The 24,362-nt window shown below is 63.4% G+C and carries 20 protein-coding genes; 18 read left to right on the top strand and 2 right to left on the bottom strand.

Annotated elements, in window-relative coordinates:
- The first annotated feature begins 46 nt into the window (after positions 1-46).
- From tpiA to EP837_RS03050, 3 genes are all read left to right on the top strand, one after another.
- Positions 47-790, top strand: a complete 744-nt coding sequence (tpiA, locus tag EP837_RS03060; protein WP_066524357.1) for a triose-phosphate isomerase — start codon at positions 47-49, stop codon at positions 788-790.
- 195 nt (positions 791-985) lie between these two features.
- Positions 986-1,366, top strand: coding sequence for a preprotein translocase subunit SecG (gene secG / locus EP837_RS03055; protein ID WP_066524355.1), 381 nt, complete (start codon positions 986-988; stop codon positions 1,364-1,366).
- Between the two features lie 90 nt (positions 1,367-1,456).
- The gene (locus EP837_RS03050; RefSeq protein ID WP_066524353.1) at positions 1,457-3,088 is read left to right on the top strand and encodes a CTP synthase; all 1,632 of its coding nucleotides are present in this window, start codon (positions 1,457-1,459) and stop codon (positions 3,086-3,088) included.
- 186 nt (positions 3,089-3,274) lie between these two features.
- Here EP837_RS03050 and EP837_RS03045 read toward each other — a convergent pair whose 3' ends face one another.
- Positions 3,275-4,417 carry a PQQ-dependent sugar dehydrogenase gene (locus EP837_RS03045; RefSeq protein WP_066524351.1) on the bottom strand — a complete coding sequence of 381 codons (1,143 nt, stop codon included), beginning with the start codon at positions 4,415-4,417 and terminating at the stop codon, positions 3,275-3,277.
- A 244-nt stretch (positions 4,418-4,661) separates the two neighbouring features.
- Here EP837_RS03045 and rimP point away from each other — a divergent pair, with 244 nt between their 5' ends.
- The 13 genes from rimP (at position 4,662) to ligA (ending at position 20,791) form a co-directional block, all read left to right on the top strand.
- Positions 4,662-5,186, top strand: coding sequence for a ribosome maturation protein RimP (gene rimP / locus EP837_RS03040; RefSeq protein WP_066524349.1), 525 nt, complete (start codon positions 4,662-4,664; stop codon positions 5,184-5,186).
- A 13-nt stretch (positions 5,187-5,199) separates the two neighbouring features.
- Positions 5,200-6,771 (top strand): transcription termination factor NusA, encoded by a 1,572-nt coding sequence (nusA, locus tag EP837_RS03035; protein ID WP_066524344.1) that lies wholly within the window; start codon positions 5,200-5,202, stop codon positions 6,769-6,771.
- A gap of 6 nt (positions 6,772-6,777) precedes the next feature.
- The gene (locus EP837_RS03030) at positions 6,778-7,029 is read left to right on the top strand and encodes a tautomerase family protein (RefSeq protein WP_066524342.1); all 252 of its coding nucleotides are present in this window, start codon (positions 6,778-6,780) and stop codon (positions 7,027-7,029) included.
- Between the two features lie 171 nt (positions 7,030-7,200).
- Complete coding sequence (locus EP837_RS03025; protein ID WP_066524341.1) at positions 7,201-7,857, top strand: DUF448 domain-containing protein; 657 nt, start codon at positions 7,201-7,203, stop codon at positions 7,855-7,857.
- 70 nt (positions 7,858-7,927) lie between these two features.
- Positions 7,928-10,522 carry a translation initiation factor IF-2 gene (gene infB / locus EP837_RS03020; RefSeq protein WP_066524339.1) on the top strand — a complete coding sequence of 865 codons (2,595 nt, stop codon included), beginning with the start codon at positions 7,928-7,930 and terminating at the stop codon, positions 10,520-10,522.
- 98 nt (positions 10,523-10,620) lie between these two features.
- Positions 10,621-11,019 (top strand): 30S ribosome-binding factor RbfA, encoded by a 399-nt coding sequence (gene rbfA / locus EP837_RS03015; protein ID WP_066524337.1) that lies wholly within the window; start codon positions 10,621-10,623, stop codon positions 11,017-11,019.
- Between the two features lie 32 nt (positions 11,020-11,051).
- Positions 11,052-12,035 (top strand): tRNA pseudouridine(55) synthase TruB, encoded by a 984-nt coding sequence (gene truB / locus EP837_RS03010; RefSeq protein WP_066524336.1) that lies wholly within the window; start codon positions 11,052-11,054, stop codon positions 12,033-12,035.
- A 15-nt stretch (positions 12,036-12,050) separates the two neighbouring features.
- Positions 12,051-12,320: a 30S ribosomal protein S15 gene (gene rpsO / locus EP837_RS03005; protein WP_022681215.1), complete on the top strand. Its 270-nt coding sequence runs from the start codon at positions 12,051-12,053 to the stop codon at positions 12,318-12,320.
- Between the two features lie 177 nt (positions 12,321-12,497).
- On the top strand, positions 12,498-14,831 hold the full coding sequence (gene pnp / locus EP837_RS03000; RefSeq protein WP_066524334.1) for a polyribonucleotide nucleotidyltransferase: 2,334 nt from the start codon (positions 12,498-12,500) through the stop codon (positions 14,829-14,831).
- Between the two features lie 139 nt (positions 14,832-14,970).
- Entirely contained in the window at positions 14,971-15,987 is a 1,017-nt protein-coding gene (locus EP837_RS02995; RefSeq protein WP_066524332.1) for a sensor histidine kinase, read from the top strand.
- 67 nt (positions 15,988-16,054) lie between these two features.
- On the top strand, positions 16,055-16,840 hold the full coding sequence (locus tag EP837_RS02990; RefSeq protein ID WP_066524330.1) for an outer membrane protein assembly factor BamD: 786 nt from the start codon (positions 16,055-16,057) through the stop codon (positions 16,838-16,840).
- Positions 16,841-16,952: 112 nt separating this feature from the next.
- Complete coding sequence (gene recN / locus EP837_RS02985; protein WP_066524329.1) at positions 16,953-18,614, top strand: DNA repair protein RecN; 1,662 nt, start codon at positions 16,953-16,955, stop codon at positions 18,612-18,614.
- 32 nt (positions 18,615-18,646) lie between these two features.
- Positions 18,647-20,791, top strand: a complete 2,145-nt coding sequence (gene ligA, locus EP837_RS02980; protein ID WP_066528580.1) for an NAD-dependent DNA ligase LigA — start codon at positions 18,647-18,649, stop codon at positions 20,789-20,791.
- 216 nt (positions 20,792-21,007) lie between these two features.
- Here the strand turns inward: ligA and yghU are convergent, their stop codons facing one another.
- Complete coding sequence (gene yghU / locus EP837_RS02975) at positions 21,008-21,880, bottom strand: glutathione-dependent disulfide-bond oxidoreductase (protein WP_066524328.1); 873 nt, start codon at positions 21,878-21,880, stop codon at positions 21,008-21,010.
- A 375-nt stretch (positions 21,881-22,255) separates the two neighbouring features.
- Between yghU and groES the strand changes: the two genes are divergently transcribed.
- Both groES and groL read left to right on the top strand, forming a co-directional pair.
- The gene (groES, locus tag EP837_RS02965) at positions 22,256-22,543 is read left to right on the top strand and encodes a co-chaperone GroES (protein ID WP_025549259.1); all 288 of its coding nucleotides are present in this window, start codon (positions 22,256-22,258) and stop codon (positions 22,541-22,543) included.
- A gap of 101 nt (positions 22,544-22,644) precedes the next feature.
- The gene (gene groL / locus EP837_RS02960; protein WP_066524326.1) at positions 22,645-24,291 is read left to right on the top strand and encodes a chaperonin GroEL; all 1,647 of its coding nucleotides are present in this window, start codon (positions 22,645-22,647) and stop codon (positions 24,289-24,291) included.
- Positions 24,292-24,362 lie beyond the last annotated feature (71 nt).

The raw sequence follows: 24,362 nt of genomic DNA, 5'->3' as shown, positions 1-24,362 counted from the left end.
CCTGACGGCTGACAATGCAGATTGATGACTGAAGGGGTATGGATCGATGGGCAGGCGCAAGCTGGTGGTCGGCAATTGGAAGATGAACGGCCTCCGCGCCCAGCTGGGTGAGGTCGAGGCGATCGGCGGGGTTGCCGCGGAACATGCTGGGGTGGAGGTTGGCCTGTGCCTGCCCGCGACGCTGATTACAGCGGCGAGCGCGGTCAGTGGCGCGGCCTTTGTCGGGGCGCAGGACTGCCACATGAAGGATAGCGGCGCGCATACCGGCTGCCTGTCGGCGACGATGCTGGCCGAAGCGGGCGCGAGCTGGACCATCGTCGGCCATAGCGAGCGGCGGCAGGACCAGGGCGAAAGCGATGCCGATGTGGCGGCCAAGGCGCTCGCGGCAAAGGCTGCGGGTCTGAAGGTCATCCTTTGCGTTGGCGAAAGCCTGGACGTGCGCGATGCGGGCGATGCCGAAGCAATTGTCTCGGCGCAACTGCTGGCCTCGCTGCCCGAGGGCGCGGCGGCGGACTGGCTGGCGATTGCCTATGAACCAATCTGGGCGATCGGCACCGGACGCATCCCGACGATGGAAGCGGTCGAGGACATGCACAAGGCGCTGCGCTCGGCGCTTGCGGGCCGCATCGGCGAAGGCAAGGCCGGCGCGATGCGCATCCTCTATGGCGGGTCGATGAACGGCGACAATGCGGCCGAGTTGATGGCGATCGAGGATGTCGATGGCGGTCTGGTCGGCGGTGCGAGCCTGACTGCGGCGAAATTCGCCCCGGTGATCGCGGCGGCGCGCTGAACCTAGCCTCTCCATTATCCGTTTGCTTCGAGCGAAGTCGAGAAGCGGCGCGAAAACGTCTCGGCAAGCTTGAAGCGAACGGAGGGAGCCACAACGGACGGCACTGTGCGAAGTTGGAGGGCAGGTGGCCGGTTGCCCCCGCCGCCCTTCGCCGCTATGGGCTCCCCAACGCACCCATTGGGACAGATTCCTCGCATGTTCACTTTCATCCTCGTCGTGCAGGCCATTGTCGCGGCCCTGCTTGTCACCGTCATTCTGATGCAGAAGTCGGAAGGTGGCGGCCTTGGAGTCGGTGGCAGCCCGGCGGGGTTGATGTCCGCGCGTGGTGCAGCGGACTTCCTGACCCGTTCGACGACTGTTCTGGCGACCATCTTCGTGCTGCTGTCGGTGGTGCTGGCGGTGATTGCTTCGGTCCAGCATGCGCCGAGCGATATCGACACGTCCCTGGTGAAGCAGGCGCCCGCGACGCCCGCTGCTCCGGCTCCGGCCACCGGCAGCGCTGATCCGCTTGCTGGTGCAGCGGGCGCGGCGAGCAATGGCCAGGCGGCAAACGGCGCGGTTCCGCTCGCCAACTGAACTTTTCGATCAGATTTCCAATCTTTTTTGCTCGCGCGTGGATTCGCGCGCTTGCCCAACTTGTTTGTAAAAGGCTAAGCCTCCACTCCCATGGCGCGGTATATTTTCATCACCGGCGGCGTGGTCTCCTCGCTTGGCAAGGGCCTGATGGCCGCTTCGCTTGCAGCACTGCTGCAGGCGCGAGGTTTCCGTGTGCGCATTCGGAAGTTCGATCCCTATCTCAACGTCGATCCGGGCACGATGAGCCCGTATCAGCATGGCGAAGTCTATGTGACCGACGACGGGGCGGAAACCGACCTCGATCTTGGCCATTATGAGCGCTTCACCGGCGTTTCCGCGCGCCAATCGGACAATGTGACGCAGGGCCGGGTCTATCAGACCATCATCCAGCGCGAGCGGCGCGGCGACTATCTTGGCGCGACGGTGCAGGTGATCCCGCACGTAACCGATGAGATCAAGGCGTTCGCGACCGCCGACACCGACGATCTGGATTTCGTCCTGTGCGAGATCGGCGGCACGGTGGGCGACATCGAATCGCTGCCCTTCATGGAGGCGATCCGCCAGCTGCATAACGACCTTGATCGCGGGCAGTCGATCTTCGTTCATGTGACGCTGGTTCCCTATATTGCAGCGGCGGGCGAACTGAAGACCAAGCCGACGCAGCATAGCGTGCGTGAGCTGACGTCGCTCGGCATCCAGCCCGACATATTGCTCTGCCGCTGCGAACATCCGCTGCCCGACAGTGAGCGGGCGAAGATCGCGCTCTTCTGCAATGTGCGGAAGGAAGCGGTGATCCCGGCGCTCGACGCCAGCAGCATCTATGCCGTTCCTGCGCAATATCATGCCGAAGGGCTGGATGACGAAGTGCTGCGCGCCTTCGGCATCGAAGGGTCGCGCAAGCCGTCGATGGACCGCTGGCTCGACATCATGGACCGGCAGCAAAATCCCGAAGGCGAGGTCACCATTGGCGTGGTCGGCAAATATGTCGGCCTGCCTGATGCCTACAAGTCGCTGCACGAAGCGCTGCATCATGGCGGCTTCGCGAACCGGGTGAAGGTCAACATCAAGTGGATCGACGCCGAGCTGTTCGAGAAGGGCGACGATGTCGCCGCCAGCCTGGAACCGATGCACGGCATCCTCGTCCCCGGCGGCTTTGGCGTGCGCGGGTCGGAAGGCAAGATCGCCAGCGTCAAGTTCGCGCGTGAGCGGAACGTGCCTTTCTTCGGCATTTGCCTGGGCATGCAGATGGCCTGCATCGAAGGCGCGCGCAATACGGCGGGAATCGCCGAAGCATCGACCACCGAATTTGGCGAGACAAGCGAACCTGTGGTCGGCCTCATCACCGAATGGATGAGCACGGAAGGGCTGCAGAAGCGCACGGCCGAAACTGATCTGGGCGGCACGATGCGGCTGGGGGCCTATCCGGCAAAGCTCGACGGCAACAGCGTCGTGGCGGGCGTCTATGGCGCGACCGAGATCAGCGAGCGGCACCGCCATCGCTATGAGGTCAATGCGGGCTATCGCGAGCCGCTGGAAAAGGGCGGGCTGATCTTTTCGGGCATGTCGCCCGATGGCACGCTGCCGGAGATTGTCGAGCGGCCGGACCATCCCTGGTTCGTCGGCGTGCAGTTCCATCCGGAGTTGAAGTCCAAGCCGTTCGACCCGCATCCCTTGTTTGCGAGCTTTATCGAAGCGGCAGTGAAGCAGAGCCGGTTGGTTTGACATTTGCACCCGTCACCCCAGCGAAAGCTGGGTCTCGGCGGGCGCGTGCGGCATGTCTCATGAGATACCAGCCTCCGCTGTGATGACGATAAAAAAGTTCCGTTCGTTTCGAGCGTAGTCGAGAAACGATGTCGGTGTGCTTTCCCTTCTCGACTACGCTCGAAACGAACGGAGGTTGGGGAGGGACTAACGCGCCGGCGTCAGCTTCAACAACCGGCCTTGAGACCCTTGTCCCCCATCCTCCAGCAGCCAGAGTGCGCCGTCGGGACCTTGTTCCACCTCGCGAATCCGCGCGCCCATATCCCATTGATCGGCCTTGGCGGCAGTCTCACCATCGAGCTTCACCCGGACAAGCGACTGGCTCGACAGCCCGCCGATGAACAGCGAACCCTTCCATTCAGGAAACATGTCGCCTGAATAATAGAGCAGCCCCGCGGGCGAGATCACCGGATTCCACCAGAGTTTAGGCGCTTCAAACCCGTCATGCGCGCTGTGATCGGGGATCAGCTTGCCGTCATAATGGTCCCCGTTCGACGCCTTGGGATAACCATAGTTGAGCGCGGGCTTGATCAGGTTTACCTCGTCGCCGCCCTTGGGGCCCATTTCCTGCTCCCACAGGCGGCCATCCTTGTCGAAAGCGACGCCAAGCAGGTTGCGGTGGCCGTAGGACCAGATGGCGGGGTGGAAACCCTTGGCGGCGAGGGGATTGCCCGCGGCGGGCGTGCCGTCGAGATTGAGGCGCAGCACTTTACCCAATGTTGATTTAGGGTCCTGCGCTGGATCGAATTTCTGCCGCTCGCCATTGGTGAAGAAGAGATATTTGCCATCGGGGGAAAAAGCGATGCGGCCCGAATAATGGCCGTTTCCCTCCACATAGGGTGTCGCGCGGAAGATGGTTTTTACGCCGTCTAGCTTGGTTGTGCCATCGCTTGCTTGGTTGAAGATGCCGGTGGCGAGCGCCACGCCCTTGCCGCCTGGGCCGGATTCGGAAAAGCTGAAATAGACTGTCCCGTCCTTGGCAAAGCCTGGCGCCAAGACAACATCCATCAGCCCGCCTTGGCCCGCACTATCGACCTGCGGGATGCCAGCGATCGGGATTTTGGTGCCGTTCTTCGGATCGAACAGGATCATCTCGCCCGCCTTTTCCGTGATCAGAGCGCGTCCGTCGGGGAGGAAGGTCATCGCCCAGGGCGAATCGAAATCGGCGATGATGGAGGTTTTGAAGGGCTTGGCGCTTTCGGCCGAGGCTGCGCTGTTCTGGCCGGTGGCGTTGTCGGGCGAGCAGGCCAATAGGATGAGAGGAAGCAAAGCCACAAAGGAAGTACGCATGCCTTTTTCTCCGTTCGGGCTGAGCTTGTCTAAGCCCGGCCCCCCTTGAAGAGAAGAACAGCCTTTCAGCAAACTCAGGACAAGCGGGATACAGTTTTTCCTACAATCCTCTCGCACGAATAATGTTGCAGCTTTCCCGCATCCTGCCTATATCGCGCTTGCTTCCTTACATCGTCAAACATGTCAGGGTCGCGGGCGGGGACGCTCGCGGCGGCGGAAGCGCACATATTCTGTTGGAGACTGCATGGCGGACATCGCCGAACTGACCGCGCTGATCGAGCCAGAGGTGAAAGCCTTGGGGTTCGAGCTTGTGCGCATCAAGCTGTTCGGGTCCGGTGACGAATATACGCTGCAGATCATGGCGGAAAATCCAGCCACCAAGCAGCTCGTCATCGAGGATTGCGCCACCATTTCGCGCCGCCTGTCGGATGTGCTGGACGAGGCTGATCCAATCGAGGAGGCCTATCGGTTGGAGGTCAGCTCGCCTGGGATCGACCGGCCGCTTACCCGGCTGCACGATTTCATGGAATGGGCCGGGCACGAAGCAAAGATCGCCACGACCGAGACGGTTGCCGGGCGCAAGAGCTTTCGCGGGCTTCTGAACGGCGTCGAAGGCGAGGAAATTCAGTTCAAGGACAATAAGGCCGGGGATGTGATGATCCCCTTCGCGACCGTGGGCGAGGCCAAGCTCGTGCTGACCGACGCGCTCATTTCTGCTACCATGCCGCTCTCTTCCGAGGGTGCGGACGAGTTTGACACCGAAGAATAAGGGTTCGACTGCCATGGCCAACGCCATTTCCGCCAACAAGGCCGAGTTGCTCGCAATCGCGAACAGCGTCGCCAGCGAGAAGATGATCGACAAGGCGATCGTCATCGAGGCGATGGAAGATGCGATCCAGCGCGCCGCCCGCGCGCGCTATGGTGCGGAAAACGACATCCGCGCGAAGCTGGACCCCGAAAGCGGCGACCTGCGCCTGTGGCGTGTGGTCGAGGTGGTCGAGGCCGTCGATGACTATTTCAAGCAGGTCGATCTCAAGCAGGCGCAGAAGCTGAAGAAGGACGCCGTTGTCGGCGACTTCATCGTCGATCCGCTGCCCCCGATCGACCTTGGCCGAATCGACGCGCAGTCGGCAAAGCAGGTGATCTTCCAGAAAGTCCGCGACGCTGAGCGCGAGCGTCAGCATGAGGAATTCAAGGACCGCGTGGGTGAGATCATCACCGGCGTCGTCAAGTCGGTCGAGTTCGGCCATGTCGTCGTGAATCTGGGCCGCGCCGAAGGCGTCATCCGCCGCGACCAGCAGATCCCGCGCGAAGTCGTGCGCGTCGGGGACCGCATCCGTTCGGTGATCCTGAACGTGCGCCGCGAAAATCGCGGACCGCAGATCTTCCTCAGCCGCGCGCATCCCGAATTCATGAAGAAGCTGTTCGCGCAGGAAGTGCCCGAAATCTATGACGGCGTGATCGAGATCAAGGCTGCGGCCCGCGATCCGGGCTCGCGCGCCAAGATCGGCGTCATCAGCCGCGATTCGAGCATCGATCCTGTCGGCGCCTGCGTCGGTATGAAGGGCAGCCGCGTGCAGGCCGTCGTGCAGGAAATGCAGGGCGAAAAGATCGACATCATCCCCTGGAGCGAAGACACCGCGACCTTCGTCGTCAACGCGCTCCAGCCTGCTCAGGTCGCCCGCGTCGTCATTGACGAGGAAGAAGAGCGCATCGAAGTCGTCGTTCCCGACGATCAGCTCAGCCTCGCCATCGGCCGTCGTGGCCAGAATGTCCGTCTCGCCAGCCAGCTGACCGGCAAGGCGATCGACATCATGACCGAGGCCGACGCGTCCGAGAAGCGCCAGAAGGAATTCGTCGCCCGTTCCGAACTGTTCCAGAACGAGCTGGACGTGGACGAGACCCTCTCGCAGCTGCTGGTGGCTGAAGGCTTTGGCGAGCTGGAAGAAGTCGCCTATGTCGGCGTCGAGGAATTGGCCGGGATCGAAGGTTTCGACGAAGATCTCGCCGCAGAGCTGCAGAGCCGTGCGCAGGAAGCGCTGGAACGCCGCGAAGCCGCTGCCCGCGACGAGCGCCGCGCGCTGGGCGTCGAGGACGCGTTGGCCGACATGCCGCACCTCAACGAAGCCATGCTGGTGACGCTGGGCAAGGCAGGGATCAAGACGCTCGACGATCTGGCCGATCTTGCGACCGACGAACTGGTGGCGAAGAAGCGCGTCGATCAGCGCCGCCGCCGCAGCGAGACCACGGAGGACAAGGGCGGAATCCTTGCCGAATATGGCCTCAGCGAAGAGCAGGGCAATGAAATCATCATGGCCGCTCGCGCCCACTGGTTCGAGGGTGAGGAAGCCTAAGCACTCATGCCCTTTATCGATATCCGTCTGGCCGGAAACGCCACCCGTGAGCAGAAAGCGGCTATCGTCGCTGACGTCACCCAATCGCTCGTCGAGCGGCTGGGCAAGCCGGCCTCTGCCGTCCAGGTGGTGATTTCCGAAATTTCGACGGAAAATTACGGGTCGGGCGGACAGCTGATCGCTGACCGCGCGCCCGCTCCTCAAGCAACTGGGCCCAAGCCTGGGGAGGACGCTAATGCTGCGGTCACTTCCCGATGAGAGGCTAAGGCCGACTTTTAGCGCTGCGACATCCTCACCCCTTCCTTTCAAGGGAAGGGCAGGGGGTGGGTGCGATTGCACAACAATTGCCAGCAACGGCGATTGGGTGAGGTTGCGGGCGCGCGATGCGCACGCACCCCAGCCCTCTCTTGAAAGGGAGGGGCTAGTTCCATGACCGAGCGCAAATGCATCCTGTCCGGCGATCGCGCTGATCCGGAAATGCTAATCCGCCTGGCGGTTGGGCCGGAGGGGAAGGTGCTGCCCGACATTCGCGCCAAGGCTCCCGGCAGAGGGGCGTGGATTGGCGTGGCTCGCGCTGAATTGGAGCAGGCTCTCGCCAAGGGCAAGCTCAAGGGTGCGCTCGCGCGGGCCTTCAAGACCGGCGAGTTGCAGATCCCCGACACGCTGCCCGTCCTTATCGAAGACGGGCTGCGCAAGGCGTTGCTAGATCGGCTGGGGTTGGAGGCGAAGGCTTCCATGGTTCTTACGGGCTCAGAAAAAATTGACGTGTCTTGCCGCAAGGGCGATGTGAAGCTGCTGCTCCACGCCAGCGATGCGGCGGCCGATGGCAATCGCAAGCTGGACCAGGCTTTGCGTGTCGGGCAGGAGGCGGAAGGCACCGATTTGGCCGGGCTCGTCTTGCCTGTGGACCGACAGGCCCTATCTATGGCAATGGGGCGGGACAATGTCGTCCATATCGCAGTGACCGACTCGCGTGCGGCGTCGCGTCTGCGTTCGGCCATAGGCCGCTTGGAAAGCTATCTGGGTTGCGCTACCGGAGCGCCGGTGCATGGGGAGCAGGACTCCGCCAATGCGCTGGGCGCCTGAGGCAGCATTTTGAATAAGGCGCCGACGGGCCTTGCCGGTCGGGATGAAGCGAAGGGTACTATTCAGTCGTATGAGTGACAGCAAGGAAGACAAGCCGGTTCTGGGCCGCAAGCCGCTGGGCATCAAGCGGACCGTCGAATCCGGCCAGGTGCAGCAGCAGTTCAGCCATGGCCGCAAGAATACGGTCGTGGTTGAGGTGAAGCGGCGCCGCATCCTGGGGAAGCCGGGCGAAGCCGGCGCGCCCACGCCTGCGCCGCAGCCTGATCCGACCCCCGCGCCGGTTGCCGCACCCCCTGCGCCGCAGCAGCCCCAGGCGCGCGCGCCGCAGCCTGCCGCACCGGCTCGCCCGGCCCCGCCGCAGAGCCTGATGTCGCGTCAGGAATTGCAGGCGAAGCTGCTGCGCGAGGCTGAGGAAGCGCGCATGAACGCGCTGGAGGAAGCGCGCCGCCGCGACGATGCGCAGCGCCTTGCCGCCACTGAAGAAGAGAAGCGCCGGGCCGAGGAAAATCGCCTGGCCGCCGAAGCCGCGGAGGCGGAAGCCGCGCGCCGCGTCACGGAGGAAGCCCAAGCGCCCGCCGAGACTCCGGCTGCCGAGCCTGCGCCCGCTCCGGCGGAGGAACAGCCCACAGCCGAAGCGCCTGAGCAGCGCGCTGCTCAGGCGTCCGCGCCGACTTCGGCCACGCCGCCCCCGCGCCGCTTCACGCCGGTCACCCCGATCAAGCGGCCCGAGCCTGCCAAGCCTGAACGCGCCAAGCGCGGCGACGACAATCGCCGCCAGTCGGGCAAGCTGACCGTCACCCGCGCTCTGGCGGACGATGACAGCGCACGCGCTCGCAGCCTGGCCGCCTTGAAGCGCGCCCGCGAGAAGGAACGCCGCGCCCATTATTCGGGCGGCGCTCAGCAGCGTGAGAAGCAGGTCCGCGATGTGGTCGTACCCGAAAGCATCACCGTGCAGGAACTCGCCAACCGTATGGCCGAAAAGGGCGCGGACCTGGTGAAAGCCCTGTTCAAGATGGGCACTGCCGTCACGCTCAATCAGCCGATCGATCAGGATACGGCGGAGTTGCTGGTGGAAGAATTCGGCCACCGCATCCAGCGCGTGTCCGATGCCGACGTCGAAATCGGCATTGAAGGCGATGTTGACTCGCCTGAAACGCTGCAGTCGCGTCCGCCGGTCGTCACCATCATGGGCCATGTCGATCACGGCAAGACCTCGCTGCTCGACGCGCTGCGCGGGACCGATGTGGTCGCGGGCGAAAGCGGCGGCATCACCCAGCATATCGGCGCCTATCAGGTGAAGACGGCGAACGGTGACATCATCACCTTCCTCGATACGCCGGGCCACGAAGCATTTTCGGAAATGCGCGCGCGCGGCGCCAACGTCACGGATATCGTCATCCTCGTGGTGGCGGCCGATGACGGGCTGATGCCGCAGACGATCGAGGCGATCAACCACACCAAGGCGGCCGGCGTGCCGATGATCGTGGCGATCAACAAGGTCGATAAGCCCGAAGCCAATCCCCAGAAGGTGCGCGAGCGTCTGCTGGAGCATGAGGTGATCGTCGAAGACATGGGTGGTGAGACGCAGGACGTCGAAGTGTCCGCGCTCAAGAAGACCGGCCTCGATACGCTGATCGAAAAAATCCTGCTCCAGGCCGAACTGCTCGAGCTGAAGGCCAACCCCGACCGCGCTGCCGAAGGCAATGTGGTCGAGGCGCAGCTGGACAAGGGCCGCGGCGCGGTTGCGACCGTGCTGGTGCGCAAGGGTACGCTGAAGGTCGGCGACACCTTCGTCATCGGCGCCGAAAGCGGCAAGGTGCGCGCGCTCATCAACGACAAGGGCCAAAATGTGAAGGTCGCAGGACCTTCGACCCCGGTCGAGGTTCTGGGCTTGTCGGGCGTTCCGCTCGCCGGTGACCAGATGACCGTCGTTGAAAATGAAGCGCGGGCCCGCGAAGTCGCGGCCTACCGCCAGGAACAGGCTACCAAGAAGCGGACCACGGCGGCTCCGACCAGCTTCGAACATATGTTCTCGGCGCTCAACACCACGGTCATCGAATATCCGGTGGTGGTGAAGGGTGACGTGCAGGGGTCTGTAGAAGCGATCGTATCGTCGCTCAACCGCATCTCGACCGACGAGATCAAGGTCCGCATCCTGCATTCCGGTGTCGGCGCGATCACCGAAAGCGACGTCACGCTGGCAGCCGCCAGCCGCGCGCCGCTGATCGGCTTCAACGTGCGTCCCAATGCCAAGGCGCGTCAGTTGGCGGAGCGCGAGAAAATCTCGCTGCGCTATTATGACGTGATCTACGACCTGCTCGAAGAAGTCCGTGGCGAAATGGCGGGCCAGCTCGCTCCCGAGCGGATCGAGACGATCGTCGGCCGGGCCGAAGTGCTGCAGGTGTTCCCGGCGGGCAAGAAGGACAAGGCGGCGGGTCTGCTCGTTCTCGACGGCATCATCCGCAAGGGGCTCAATGCACGCCTTACCCGCGACGATGTCATCGTCTCGCGCACGCACATCGCTTCGCTCCGCCGCTTCAAGGACGATGTGTCCGAAGTGCGTGCGGGCATGGAGTGTGGCGCGGTGCTGCAGGACACGAACGACATCAAGGTCGGCGATACGCTGGAACTGTTCGAGGTCGAAGAGCGCGCCCGGACGCTTTAAGAAAGTGCGTCACCCCAGCGAAAGCTGGGGTCTCGTGCCTCTTGGTCGTTCATAGCCGCTTGAGATCCCAGCTTTCGCTGGGATGACGAGGATTGATCATGTCCAATCAACCCGAAGGTCCCTCTGTCCGCCTCCTCCGCGTTGGGGAGCAAGTGCGCCATGTCCTGTCCGACATCCTTCAGCGCGGCGACGTGCATGATGATGTGCTGGCGAAGCATGTGGTCAGCGTCACTGAAGTGCGCATGTCGCCCGACCTGCGCCACGCCACCGTGTTCGTGAAGTCGCTGCTGGGGCAGGATGAGGAAGCTGTGCTGAAGGCGCTCCGGACCAATACCGCCTATCTCCAGCGCGAGGTCGCGCATCGCATCCGCCTCAAATATGCGGCCAAGCTCAAATTCCTGGCGGACGAGAGTTTCGACGAAGGCAGTCATATCGACCGACTGCTGCGCGATCCCAAAGTGGCGCGCGACCTGGCCGAACCGGACGAAGAGGGCTGACAGCAGCGCCGTCCCCCGGTAGGGGCCCGGCCATGCACGGCTGGATCATCCTCGACAAACCCCATGGCCTTGGCTCCACCCAGGCGGTGAGCGCCGTCAAACGCGCGCTGCGGCAGAGTGGCGCGGGCAAGGTGAAGGTCGGTCATGGCGGAACCCTCGATCCGCTAGCGACCGGCGTGTTACCGGTGGCGGTGGGCGAGGCGACGAAGCTCGCGGGGCGGATGCTCGACAGCGACAAGATTTACGACTTCACGATTGCGTTCGGCGCGCAGACGGACACGCTGGACCTGGAAGGAAAGGTGATCGCGACGAGCGACCACCGGCCGACGCTGGCGGAGGTCGAGGCGGTATTGCCGCGCTTCACCGGGGCGATCGAGCAGGCGCCTCCTGCCTTTTCCGCGATCCTGATCGACGGCTCGCGTGCCTATGACCTTGCCCGTCAGGGGCAGGAGGTCGAGATGAAGCTGCGGTCGGTGACGATCCACTCCCTCACGGTCCGTCATGCTGAACTTGTTTCAGCATCCATCGCGCCTTCGGGAGCGGATGCGTGTGAGGAGGAATGGACCCTGAGCCGACAGGCCAGCGAAACTAAACAAATTCAGGGTGACGATAGATTGGCGGGTGTCACCCTCACCGCCCATGTCTCCAAGGGCACCTATATCCGCTCCCTCGCGCGCGACTTCGCGCTGGCGCTCGGCACGGTCGGCCATGTCACCATGCTCCGCCGGGTGAAGGCGGGGCCGTTCGCCCTGGAAACCGCGATTTCGCTGGACAAATTGGACGAAGCTGCTAGGGGCGGCGGCATCGCGCAGCTTATGCTGCCGTTGACGGCGGGGCTGGACGACATCCCGGCTCTCGCAGTCTCTCCCGACGACGCATTGGCTCTCCGACAGGGGAAGGTGCTTGTGGGGAAACCGCATACCGGCCTGATGCTGGCGATGGAGGGGCAAACGCCCGTCGCGCTGGTCGAAGCCAGTGGCCCGGAGATCCGGGTGGTGCGCGGCTTTAATCTCTAAAATGAAAGGAAGCCGATGTCGATTACTGCTGAGCGCAAGGAAGCGCTGATCAAGGAACATGCCCGCGCCGAAGGCGACACCGGTTCGCCGGAAGTTCAGGTTGCGATCCTCTCGGAGCGCATTTCGAACCTGACCGAGCATTTCAAGGGTCACCACAAGGATAACCACAGCCGTCGCGGCCTGCTCATGCTGGTCAACAAGCGCCGTTCGCTGCTGGACTATCTGAAGAAGAAGGATGGGGCGCGTTATACCGACCTCATCGCCAAGCTGGGCCTGCGCAAGTAAGTCTGCTAAAGAAGGGACGGCCCCCCAGCGGGGCCGTTTCCGATTCCGGGACTCTTGCAATTCGGCAAGGCGTTCCGTCCCAGGGGCCAGATGATGCTCCGAAACCGCTGCGGGCCGGTTTAGTCCGCACACAGGCCCCGCCCGGCAATAGGGCCGCGCGGGCGAAGGAAAAAAAGCATGTTCGATGTAAAGAAAGTGTCAATCGAGCTGGGCGGCAAGACCCTCACGCTCGAAACCGGCCGTATTGCGCGTCAGGCCGACGCCGCCGTGCTGGCGACCTATGGCGAGACCGTGGTGCTGTGCGCCGTGACCGCCGCCAAGTCGGTGAAGGAAGGCCAGGACTTCTTCCCGCTCACCGTCCATTATCAGGAAAAATATTCGGCCGCCGGACGCATTCCGGGCGGCTTCTTCAAGCGTGAGCGTGGAGCGACCGAAAAGGAAACGCTGACCAGCCGCCTGATCGACCGTCCGATCCGCCCGCTGTTCCCCGAAGGTTTCTACAACGAAATCAACGTCATTGCTCAGGTTCTGAGCTTTGACGGCGAGAGCGAGCCTGACATCGTTGCGATGATCGCCGCTTCGGCCGCGCTGACCCTGTCGGGCGTGCCCTTCATGGGTCCGATCGGCGCTGCCCGCGTCGGTTACAAGGATGGCGAATATCAGCTGAACCCGTCGGCGGATGAGGTGAAGGAAGGCGAACTCGACCTAGTCGTGGCCGCTACCGGCAACGCCGTGATGATGGTGGAATCCGAAGCCAAGGAGCTGTCGGAAGACGTCATGCTGGGCGCCGTCCTGTTTGCCCATGAAGCCAGCAAGAAGGTTGTCGATGCGATCATACAGCTGGCCGAGAAGGCTGCAAAGGATCCGTGGGAAGTCGCCAAGGGCGATGACGTCGAGGATCTGAAGAAGAAGCTGAAGAAGCTGATCGGCAAGGACATTGCCGCTGCTTACAAGCTGACCGACAAGTCGGCCCGTTCGAACGCGATCAACGCCGCGCGCGACAAGGCGAAGGCATGGTTCGCCGAGGAAGGTCTGGACGCGCAGTCCGTGATGGCCGGCATCAAGGTCACCAAGAAGCTGGAATCGGAAATCGTCCGCACCGCCATCATCAAGGATGGCAAGCGCATCGACGGTCGCACCACCACGCAGATCCGTCCGATCGAGGCGATGGTCGGCTTCCTGCCGCGCACCCATGGTTCGGCGCTGTTCACCCGCGGTGAAACGCAGGCGATCTGCACCACCACGCTGGGCACCAAGGACGCCGAGCAGATGATCGACGGCCTGAACGGCGTCTATTATGAAAACTTCATGCTGCACTATAACTTCCCGCCCTATTCGGTCGGTGAAGTCGGCCGCTTCGGCGCGCCGGGCCGTCGTGAAGTCGGCCATGGCAAGCTCGCATGGCGTGCGCTGCATCCCGTGCTGCCGACCAAGGACGAGTTCCCCTACACGATCCGCGTCCTGTCGGACATCACCGAGTCCAACGGCTCGTCGTCGATGGCGACGGTCTGCGGCGGTTCGCTCTCGATGATGGACGCGGGCGTTCCGCTCAAGCGTCCGGTGTCGGGCATCGCCATGGGCCTTATCTTGGACGGTAAGGATTTCGCTGTTCTCAGCGACATCCTGGGCGACGAAGATCATCTCGGCGACATGGACTTCAAGGTGGCGGGCACGGAAGCGGGCATCACCACCATGCAGATGGACATCAAGGTTGCCGGCATCACGCAGGAAATCTTCGAAGTCGCGCTGCGTCAGGCCAAGGAAGGCCGCGCCCACATCCTGGGTGAGATGAACAAGGCGCTGTCCTCGACCCGCAGCGAACTGTCGGCCCACGCCCCGCGCATCGAGACGATCCAGATCGACAAGTCGAAGATCCGCGATGTTATCGGCACCGGCGGCAAGGTTATCCGCGAGATCGTTGCGGAAACCGGCGCCAAGGTCGACATCGACGACGAGGGCATCATCAAGATCAGCTCGTCCGACATCGACCAGATCGAGGCCGCCAAGAAGTGGATTCTCGGCATCGTCGAGGAAGCGGAAGTCGGCAAGATCTACAACGGCAAGGTCGTCAACATCGTCGACTTCGGTGCGTTCGTGAACTTCATGGGTGGCAAGGACGGCCTCGTCCACGTGTCCGAAATGAAGAATGAGCGCGTCGAAAAGCCGACCGACGTCGTGTCGGAAGGCCAGGAAGTGAAGGTCAAGGTCCTCGAGATCGACCCGCGCGGCAAGGTTCGCCTGTCGATGCGCGTCGTCGATCAGGAAACCGGCGAAGAGCTGGAGGACACCCGTCCTGCCCGCGAACCGCGCGAACCCCGTGGTGATCGCGGCGACCGTGGCGACCGTGGCCGTGGCCCGCGTCGTGACGGTGGCGACCGTGGCGGTCGTGGTGGTGATCGCGGCGGTGATCGCGGCCCGCGCCGTGACCGTGGTCCGCGTAGCGACAAGGGCAATGGCGGCGACGATGACGGCTCCAATGCCGGTCTGCCGGACTTCCTGACGCAGGACTAACAGTCCGCATCAACATGCTAGTGGAGGGGGCGTCCGGCATCGGGCGCCCCTTTTTCATGGGTGCGGAATTTTTTTGATCTCCATCAATTGGAGACGCGCAATCTTCTGATACTGTCGCTCTTGGAGTGCAGGGGGACTTATGCAGCGCACCAACGAACGGTTCGTCGAGCGCCTGCCGCTTTTGCTACCAAGGCCCATCTACGCTTATCTTCTGTCGGCCCTTTTTTGCGGCATCGCACTTGGGCTGCGGCTAAGCGCGCAGAGGCTCCTGCCAATCGGCTATCCCTTCGTGTCCTTCTTTCCGGCCGTCATCCTTTCGACCTTCCTGTTCGGCATGCGCCCAGGAATTTTCGCTGCGATATTGTGCGGACTGCTGTCCTGGTATTTCTTCATACCCGCGTCTCCAGCCGTCGGGTTTGACGGGGGCGTTGTCCTGGCTCTCATCTTTTACGCTGCGGTCGTGGGTATAGACATCGCCCTCATCCACTTGATGCAGCGCGCCAACTTCAATCTGGCTGTGGAGCGTGAGCGCAGCCGGGCGCTCGCGGAGAATCGCGAACTGCTGTTCCACGAATTGCAGCATCGCGTGTCCAACAATCTTCAGGTGGTCGCCGCGATGCTGTCGTTGCAACGGCGTCATGTGGATCATGAACTGGCCGCCCGCGCTCTGGATGATGCGGCCAGCCGCCTGTCGCTGATCGGCCGGATCAGCCGCGCGCTATATGATCCTTCGGAAGGGGGGCAGGATCTGCATGCCTTCCTGACCCGGCTGACCGAGGATGTGGTCGAAGCGAGCGGAAGGGGGGACATCAACGTCACAGTCTCCGCACCTCCAGACCTGACGCTGGAATCCCATGTCGCCGTGCCGCTCGCCTTGATCGTCGCCGAGGCGGTGAGCAACGCGATAGAGCATGGCCTACCGCATCGCGGCGGGTCGATCGAGGTGACGCTGGAGGATTCAAGCGGCACATTGACGTTGAAGATCGCCGACAACGGTCAGGGCATCGCGCCCGGCTTCGAAATCGACAAAGGCAGCTCCCTCGGCCTTCGGATCGCAAGCGCGCTGGCGGGACAGCTTAGGGGCCAATTCGCGTTGCACCCCCGGCCGGAGGGCGGCGCGGTCGTCCGGCTGGACCTCCCTGCTCAGGCGCGATGACGGGCTGAAGCGCCTGCTCGCCATTCTGCCGCTTGGCGAGTGCCATTCGCTCCGCTATGACCCGGCCATGCTGACGAAAACCATGACGCGCATTGGCGCGGCTACCGCCCCGGTTCTGCTTGCCGCCCTGCTCGCCGGCTGCGCCACGTCGAAGAATAAGACCGACACCCAATATGTCGCGCGCGACGTGTCCACGCTCTACAATGCGGGCAAATACCGGCTCGACCGCGGCCAATATAAGCTGGCGGCGGCCCTGTTCGACGAGGTCGAGCGCCAGCATCCCTATTCGCCCTGGGCGCGCCGGGCGCAGCTGATGTCGGCGTTCAGCTATTATATGAACCGCGATTATAGTGAATCGATCGCGGCCTCGCAGCGCTTCCTGGCGATCCATACCGGCAACAAGGATGCGCCCTACGCCTATTATCTGATCGCGCTCTGCTATTATGAACAGATCGCGGACGTCACCCGAGACCAGAAGATCACGCAGCAGTCGCTCGATGCGCTGGGCGAACTGATCCGCCGCTATCCCGACACACGCTACGCCGCCGATGCGCGGCTGAAGCTGGACCTGGTCAACGATCACCTTGCGGGCAAGGAAATGGAAGTCGGCCGCTTCTATCAGCGGCGCGGGCAGTGGCTGGCCGCGACCCTTCGCTTCCGCACCGTGGTCGATAAATATCAGACGACGACCCACACCCCCGAGGCGCTGGAACGTCTGGTGGAAAGCTATCTCTCGCTCGGCATCCCCGAGGAAGCGCAAAAGGCGGCGGCGGTGCTGGGCAGGAACTATCCGGGTTCCGAATGGTATGAGCGCTCCTACAAGCTCATGCGGGAACATGGCGCGAAGGCGTAAGGGCGGATTTTCCGTCATCCCAGCGCAAGCTGGGATCTCGTGCCGCCAGGTTCGATCCAGCGGCCTGAGACCCCAGCTTCCGCTGGGGTGACGTTCTTGGGAGCCCGACTGCTTGCTGACCAACCTCTCCATCCGCAATGTCGTCTTGATCGAAGCGCTGGACCTGGAGTTCGGCGCGGGCCTGGGCGTGCTGACCGGGGAGACAGGGGCGGGCAAGTCGATCCTGCTCGATTCGCTGGGCCTCGCGCTGGGCGCGCGGGCGGACAGCGGTCTTGTGCGCAGCGGAGAAGCGCAGGCCAGCGTCACCGCGACCTTCGACATTCCGCGCGCCGATCATCGCGCCGCCCAATTGCTGGGCGATAATGGCATCGACCTTGAATCGGGCGAGCCGCTGATCATCCGGCGCACGCTGAAGGCCGATGGCGGCAGCCGCGCCTTCATCAATGACCAGGCCTGCTCGGCGGCGCTTCTGCGCGATGTTGGCGGCACGCTGGTCGAAATCCATGGTCAGCATGACGATCGCGGATTGTTGAACCCGCGCGGCCACCGCACCTTGCTCGACGCCTATGGCCGCTGCGACAATGGAGCGGTGAGCCGGGCCTATATGGCTTGGCGCGCGGCGGCGGAGCGGTTGGCGGAGAGCCGTGCGGCGGTGGAGGTGGCGGCGCGCGACCGCGAATATCTCACCCATGCCGTCGAAGAACTGTCGCGTTTTGCGCCGGAACCGGGCGAAGAGGCCGCGCTGGCTGAGGAGCGGGCCACGATGCAGAAAGGCGCCCGGCTGGCCGACGATCTGTCCGCCGTAACCGAATGCCTGACCGGATCGGACGGCGGCCTCGCGCAATTGCGGCAGGCTGCGCGGCGGCTCGATCGCATCGTGGGCGAATATGAACCGCTTGCGGAGGTGCTGGCGGCCCTGGACCGGGCGGTGATCGAAGCTGGCGAAGCCGAAGACCGGCTGACCAGCGCGGCCGAGGCGCTGAGCTTCGATTCGGCGCGGCTGGATAGTATCGAAACCCGGCTGTTCGATCTGCGCGGACTGGCGCGAAAGCATCATGTCGCGGCAGACGAACTAGCGGCTTTGCGGGACGACATGGCAGGCAAGCTGGCGGCAATCGAGGGAGGTGAGGAGCATCTCGCCGCGCTGGAGGCGGAGGTCGCGGCCAACGCGCTCGCCTATCGAGAGGCGGCGCAATCGCTGTCCGATCAGCGCAAGGAAGCCGCCGCCCGGTTGGACGCGGCCGTCGCGGCCGAACTGGCGCCGCTGAAGCTCGACGCCGCGCGCTTCCGCACCGTGGTCGCCCCGCTCGACGAAGGACAGTGGAGCCCGCAGGGGATGGACCGGGTGGAGTTCGAGATTTCCACCAACCCCGGCGCGCCCTTCGCGTCGTTGGTGAAGATCGCCTCGGGCGGCGAATTGTCGCGCTTCATCCTGGCCTTGAAGGTCGCGCTGGCGGAGCGGGGCGGGGCCGACACGCTGATCTTTGACGAGATCGACCGGGGCGTGGGCGGCGCGGTGGCCTCCGCGATCGGCGACCGGCTCGCGCGGCTGGCGCAGAGCAATCAGATATTGGTGGTCACCCACAGCCCGCAAGTCGCGGCGCGCGGGGCGGGGCATATGCTGATCGCCAAGGCGAGCGACGGCACGGTGACACGCACCGGCGTGCATGCGCTCAATGATGGCGAGCGGCGGGAAGAGATTGCGCGCATGCTGTCGGGCGCCGAGATCACGGTGGAAGCGCGGGCGCAGGCGGAGCGCTTGCTGGGGGTTTGACGGCCAACATCCGTTCGGGGATGGAGCAGGATATGGATGATTCGACCAACCCCGCCCAAATGACCGAAGCCGAAGCAGCTAACCGCTTGATGCGCCTCGCCAGGGAGATCGCCCGGCACAACCGGCTTTATCATGACCAGGATCAGCCGGAAATCACGGACGCGGCCTATGACGCGCTGATCCGCGAGAATAGCGCGCTGGAGGCCGCTTTCCCGCATCTGGTGCGAGCGGATTCGCCCAACGCCCAGGTCGGCGCAGTCCCCACGTCGGGGCTGAAGAAGGTCCAGCATGCCGTGCGCATGATGAGCCTAGATAATGGCTTTTCGGACGACGACATCGCCGAATTCGTCGCCCGCGTTCGACGTTTCCTCGCGCTGCCGGACGATGCGCCGGTCGCACTCACCGCAGAGCCGAAGATCGACGGCCTCTCCTGCTCGCTCCGTTACGAAAAGGGCGAGCTGCGACTGGCCGCGACGCGCGGGGATGGGACCACTGGCGAGGATGTGACCGCCAATGTCCGCACGATCGGCGACATTCCCGATCGTCTCACCGGCTGCAATATCCCCGACCTGTTCGAGGTGCGGGGCGAAGTCTATATGGCGAAGGCCGACTTCGTGGCGCTGAACGCGCGGCTTCTCGCCGAAGCTGATGACCCGGAAAAGGCGCGCCAGTTCGCCAATCCCCGCAATGCGGCGGCGGGATCGCTGCGGCAGAAGGACCCGTCCGTAACCGCCAGTCGGCCGCTGCGCTTTCTGGCCCATGGCTGGGGCGAGGTCAGCGCGCTGCCTGCGGAAACGCAGCTTGGCGTCATGCAGGCGATCGCCGCATGGGGTTTGCCCGTGTCGGACCGGCTGACCTGCGTCGATACGCTGCCCGCCCTGATCGCCCATTATCGCGGCATAGAGGCGGCGCGCGCCGACCTGCCCTTCGACATTGACGGCGTCGTCTATAAGGTCGACCGGCTCGATTGGCAGCAGCGGCTGGGCTTTGTCGCCAAAGCGCCCCGCTGGGCGATCGCGCATAAATTTCCGGCAGAACGGGCGCAGACGACGCTGGAAGCGATCGATATCCAGGTCGGGCGCACGGGCAAGCTGACCCCGGTCGGCCGCCTGACCCCCGTCACCGTTGGGGGCGTGGTCGTATCCAACGTCACGCTCCATAATGCCGACGAGATAGCGCGGCTCGGCCTGCGGCCTGGCGACCGCATTGTGGTGCAGCGCGCCGGAGACGTCATCCCGCAAGTGGTGGACAATCTGACGCGGGATGAGGCGCGGGCCGCCTTCGACTTTCCCCATCACTGCCCGGTCTGCGGATCGGAGGCCGTGCGTGAAGAGGGGGAAGTCGATATCCGCTGCACCGGCGGCCTCATCTGCGGCGCGCAACGGTTCGAACGGCTGCGTCACTTCGTCAGCCGTGGTGCGCTGGATATTGAAGGGCTGGGCGAGAAGACGATTCAGGAATTTCTCGACCTTGGCTGGATCACCGAGCCTGCCGACATTTTCCGGCTGAAGGCCCATCGCGCTGCGCTGCTGGGGCGCGAGGGGTGGAAGGAAAAGTCGGTCGATAATCTGCTCGCCGCGATCGAAGCAAAGCGGCAGCCTGACGCCGCGCGGCTGCTGTTCGGTCTCGGCATCCGCCATATCGGCGCGGTGACCGCGCGGGACTTGTTGAAGCGCTACACCAGCCTCGCGGGCGTCCGCGTCCTGGCGGAGGAGATCATCGTCCTGCGTGACGCGACGCCCCGTCTCTCCGGTGAAGAAGAGGCGCGCTTTCGCAATCGGCTCGACAAGGCGATTGCCGAGATGATCGGCGTTGAAAATGTGGGGTCTGCGGTAGGCCATGCCTTGGCCGACTTCTTCCATGAACCGCATAACCGGGAAGCATGGGACGACCTGCTGTCCGAAGTGTCGCCGCCCGATTATGTGGTCGAAACTACCGTGAGCGCGGTCACCGGCAAGACCGTGGTGTTCACCGGCAAGCTGGAAACCATGAGCCGCGACGAGGCCAAGGCGCAGGCGGAACGGCTGGGAGCGAAAGCGGCTGGATCGGTCAGCGCCAAGACCGACCTGGTGGTGGCCGGTCCGGGCGCGGGATCGAAGCTGAAGCAGGCTGCGGCTTTGGGGATCGAGGTGATCGACGAAGCGGCTTGGGCGGAGATTGTGAAAGCAGCGGGGTAGGTGGCCACAACCTATCCGTCATTCCAGCTTTCGCTGGGGTGACGACATATGGACGCACGCCGCTCTGCCAAGTGGCGATATCACCCCCGTCACCCCGGGCTTGACCCGGGGTCCCGCTCCTTGAAGTGGCTAATGACGGACGAAAAGCGGGCGCAACCAAGCCCGTCCTGAGCTTGCCGACAGGTTCGGGATGACGCGAGGAAGATTACCCCAGCATCAAGTCGCGCCTTCCAACTTATCCTGCGTCCCCGTCTCGAAATCGCTGGCGTCATGCCGCTCGTGCAGTTGCTCTTCCAGCGGTCCGTTGGCGCGGTTGACGATGCGGCCGCGCTTCACGGCCGGGCGGGCGTCGATCTGCTTCGCCCAGCGCTGGACATTCACATAGCTCCCAACGTCCAGAAATTCTCCCGCGCCGGTATAGGTGCGATCCAACGCCAGCCCGCCATACCAGGGCCAGATCGCGATATCGGCGATCGTATATTCATCGCCCGCCACAAATTCATTCTCGGCCAACTGGCGGTCGAGCACGTCGAACTGCCGCTTCACCTCCATCGCGTAGCGGTTGATCGCATATTCGATCTTTTCTGGCGCATAGGCGAAGAAATGGCCAAAGCCCCCACCCAGAAGCGGCGCGCTGCCCATCTGCCAGAACAGCCAGGACAGCGTAGCGGCGCGCTTCGCCGGGTCCTTTGGCAGGAAAGCGCCGAATTTCTCGGCAAGGTAGAGGAGGATCGCGCCCGATTCGAACACGCGCTGCGGCGGCGAGACGCTGTGATCCATCAGCGCCGGGATCTTGCTGTTCGGATTGACCGATACGAAGCCGCTGCCGAACTGGTCGCCCGATCCGATGTTGATCAGCCAGGCGTCATATTCTGCGCCCTGATGTCCCGCGGCCAGCAATTCTTCGAGCAGGATCGTCACCTTCTGCCCGTTGGGCGTGCCTAGCGAATAAAGCTGCAGGGGATGCTTGCCGACGGGCAATTCCTTGTCATGGGTAGGCCCGGCGATCGGCCGGTTGATGTTGGCGAAGGCGCCGCCATTATCCTTGTCCCATGTCCAAACGCGGGGCGGGGTGTAGCTATCGGTCATTCGGCGAATGCTCCCATCGTGCGAGATGGCTTTGCAAGTAAGCAACGGAAGCACGAGCCGCAACCGCCTCGCCGATGGAGATGGTCGCAACAATCCCGCAAGCTGGCGCTGGCCGCGTGACAAGAGCAGCTTCCGGGCGCAGAACCCGCGCGGCTTCCCGGCTGTCACGCCGGGTCAGCTGAAAAAATCTGCATTTGATCCCTTGACCGATAAATTCGTCGTTCCATATTCCGCCACGCTGGCACTCTTCAAAAGAGAGTGCTAACAGCACATGGTTCATTCGGGAGAAGGAATGTGCGTATGCGGATTCGTTCCGGGCAACGGCCCGGCGATCCTACGCCAGACCCATCCCAAACAGAGGGAAAGGCACTCAACATGGCATTTCGTCCGTTGCATGACCGCGTTCTCGTCCGTCGCGTAGAGGCGGAAGAGAAGACTGCAGGCGGCATCATCATCCCCGACACCGCCAAGGAAAAGCCGCAGGAAGGCGAAATCGTCGCCGTCGGCACCGGCAGCAAGTCGGAAGATGGCAAGGTGACCCCGCTGGACGTCAAGGCTGGCGACCGCATCCTGTTCGGCAAGTGGTCGGGCACCGAAGTGAAGGTCGATGGTGAAGACCTGCTGATCATGAAGGAATCGGACATTCTGGGCGTCGTCGCGTAAAGCTGCGAACCGGATACCGCATTCCAATTTTCGGCGGAATTCGTGCCCTGTAACGGTGTGAACTTCGCAAGATTTGCAATTCTCAAGAGAGGTAAAAGATCATGGCAGCGAAGGACGTAAAGTTTTCGCGTGACGCTCGTGAGCGCATCCTGCGCGGCGTCGACATCCTGGCCGACGCGGTCAAGGTGACCCTGGGCCCGAAGGGCCGTAACGTCGTCATCGACAAGAGCTTCGGCGCGCCCCGCATCACCAAGGACGGTGTTTCGGTCGCCAAGGAAATCGAACTGAAGGACAAGTTCGAGAATATGGGCGCCCAGATGGTCCGCGAAGTTGCTTCGAAGACCAACGACATCGCCGGTGACGGCACCACGACCGCGACCGTTCTCGCCCAGGCGATCGTTCGCGAAGGCATGAAGTCGGTTGCCGCCGGCATGAACCCGATGGACCTGAAGCGCGGCATCGACCTCGCCGTGACCAAGATCGTCGAGAACCTGAAGTCCCGTTCGAAGCCGGTTTCCGGAACCAAGGAAATCGCTCAGGTCGGCATCATTTCGGCCAATGGCGACACCGTCGTGGGCGAAAAGATCGCCGAAGCGATGGAGCGCGTCGGCAAGGAAGGCGTGATCACCGTCGAGGAAGCCAAGGGCCTCGAATTCGAACTGGACGTCGTTGAAGGCATGCAGTTCGACCGCGGCTACCTGTCGCCTTACTTCGTGACCAATCCGGAAAAGATGGCAGTCGAACTGGCCGACCCTTACATCCTGATCCACGAAAAGAAGCTGTCGAACCTGCAGTCGATCCTGCCGATCCTCGAAGCCGTCGTTCAGTCGGGCCGTCCCCTGCTGATCATCGCTGAGGATATCGAGGGCGAAGCGCTGGCGACCCTGGTCGTCAATAAGCTGCGTGGCGGCCTGAAGGTCGCTGCGGTCAAGGCGCCTGGCTTCGGCGACCGCCGCAAGGCCATGCTGGAAGACATCGCCGTCCTGACCAAGGGCGAAGTGATCTCCGAAGACCTCGGCATCAAGCTCGAAAACGTCACCCTCGGCATGCTCGGCACCGCCAAGCGCATCACGATCGATAAGGACAACACCACCATCGTCGATGGCGCCGGCGAAGGCGATGCGATCAAGGGCCGCACCGAGCAGATCCGCGCTCAGATCGAGACGACGACGTCCGACTATGATCGTGAAAAGCTTCAGGAGCGTCTGGCCAAGCTGGCTGGCGGCGTCGCCGTCATCAAGGTCGGCGGTGCTTCGGAAGTCGAAGTGAAGGAGCGCAAGGACCGCGTCGATGACGCGCTGCACGCAACCCGCGCAGCCGTTGAAGAAGGCATCGTCCCCGGCGGCGGCACGGCCCTGCTGTACGCGACCAAGGCTCTCGAAGGCCTCAAGGGCGCCAACGACGACCAGACCCGTGGTATCGACATCATCCGCAAGGCGATTGAAGCGCCGCTGCGCCAGATCGCCCAGAATGCGGGCGTGGACGGTGCCGTCGTCGCCGGCAACCTGCTGCGTGAAAATGACGAGACCCAGGGCTTCAACGCCGCGACCGACACTTATGAGAACCTTGTCGCCGCTGGCGTCATCGATCCCACCAAGGTCGTTCGCGCTGCCCTGCAGGATGCGGCTTCGGTCGCCGGCCTGCTGATCACCACCGAGGCGACCATCGCCGAACTGCCCGCCGACGACAAGGCGCCGATGGGCATGCCCGGCGGCGGCATGGGTGGCATGGGCGGCATGGACTTCTAAGTCCTTCGCTCAAGCGAATGAGGAAGGGCCGGTGGAGAGATCCACCGGCCTTTTCTCGTCGATGTTTAAGT

It is taken from the genome of Sphingobium sp. EP60837 (assembly GCF_001658005.1).
GTDB classification, from domain to species: domain Bacteria; phylum Pseudomonadota; class Alphaproteobacteria; order Sphingomonadales; family Sphingomonadaceae; genus Sphingobium; species Sphingobium tyrosinilyticum.
This window is presented reverse-complemented; position numbering and strand designations above follow the sequence as displayed.